Consider the following 1,667-nt stretch of genomic DNA (forward strand, 5'->3'; position numbering starts at 1 on the left):
GCGGCCGCGTTCTTCGGCGGATGGCCGGCAATGCTGATCGCCACGGTCGGCTCCATTGCCTATCGCGTCCATCTCGGCGGGCAGGGCGCCAGCGCCGGGGTCATGGGTATCCTCATCACCGCAATCGTCGGTATCGCGTGGCATCACATCGTCGCGGCCCGTTCGCGCACCATGTACGACATATTCGGTCTGGGCGTAACGGTCGCTCTCGCCGGGCTGATCACGCTTCTGGTCATCCCCGCGCAAGCCGTCGCCGGCCTGGTGCAGCAGAGCACGTTCCCGTCGCTCGTGTTCCGCTTCCTCAGCACAATCATCATCGGCGTCCTGCTCGATCGGCAGCAGCGCCGGCGGGAGCTCTTGATGTCCAACCTGACCTACCGGGCCCTGGTTCGCGAACTGCCCGATTGCCTGAACATAAAGGATGTCGACGGCCGCTTCATCGCCGCCAATCCGGCCACCGCCGAAATGGTTGGCGCCGCTTCAGTCGACGATCTGATCGGCAAGACGGATTTCGATTTCTATCCGAAAGAAGTCGCGGAACGGTTCCGGCAGGATGAGATGGGCGCGCTGGAGGCCGGGCAGACGTTGCGGATCGATCAGCCGGCGCTTTTGCCGGATGGCCGGCAAGGCTGGCTCTACACCCTCAAGGCACCGTTCCGCGACGAGTCCGGCAAGATCGTCGGTGTCATCACCTACAATCGCGACATCACCGAGCAGAAACGCACCGCCCAGCTCAAGAACGATTTCATTTCCACGGTCAGCCATGAGTTGCGCACACCGTTGACCTCTATCCGGGGTTCGCTCGGCCTGATCGCGGCCGGCGTGGCCGGCGAACTGCCGCCCAAGGCCGCCAATCTCGTCAACATCGCCCACACCAATAGCGAAAGGCTGGTTCTTCTCATCAACGACATTCTGGACATGGAGAAGATCGAATCGGGCGTGATCACCTTCAAGATCAAGCAGATGCCTGTCCGCCAGGTCCTGGAGCAGGCCATTGCCGCCAGCTCCAACTACATGGCCGACAGTCGGATCAGGATCGTTCTGGTCGACGATGCCCCGCGCGCCGAGGCCAACATCGATCCGGATCGCCTGCACCAGGTGATGGCGAACCTCCTGTCGAATGGGATCAAGTTCTCGCAAACCGATGGGACCGTCACTGTGAAATTCCAGCGTCGTGACCGCGACATGCTGCGCATTTCCGTGGTGGACCAGGGCGCCGGCATCCCGGAGGCTTTCCGCAGCCGTATATTTGGAAAGTTCGAGCAGGCGGACGCCTCCAGCACCCGTAAAATTGGCGGCACCGGCCTGGGCTTGAGCATCGTCAAGTCCATCACCGAAAAGCTCGGGGGCGCCGTTTCCTTCGAAACCGAGGAAGGCCAGGGAACCTCGTTTCACGTCGACCTTCCCGAGGCGCACAGGCAGGCCGACAAGCCGGTTTTGGTCGAGCGCCGGGCGCGCAAGCGCGATGGCCGCCTGCGTGTCCTCATCTGCGAGGACGAGCCCGACATCGCTGCGGTGATCGCGGCACTTCTTGATGCGGAAGGCTTTTCCAGCGACGTCGCGCCCGATATCGACACCGCCAAGGCGCTCCTGAGCTCCCGCGACTACGTAGCGCTGACGCTCGACATCAAGCTGGCGGGGGAATCCGGCATCAAGCTCTTTCACGA

1 protein-coding gene is annotated in these 1,667 nt (G+C 62.7%); it reads left to right on the top strand.

Annotated elements, in window-relative coordinates; all coding sequences use genetic code 11:
• Nucleotides 1-1,667 (top strand): ATP-binding protein (locus EN884_RS35140; protein WP_128361091.1); only part of this gene is annotated, 1,667 nt, incomplete at both ends.

This window comes from Mesorhizobium sp. M7A.F.Ca.AU.001.01.1.1, from assembly GCF_004022735.1.
In the GTDB taxonomy this organism is placed as follows: Bacteria; Pseudomonadota; Alphaproteobacteria; order Rhizobiales; family Rhizobiaceae; genus Mesorhizobium; species Mesorhizobium ciceri.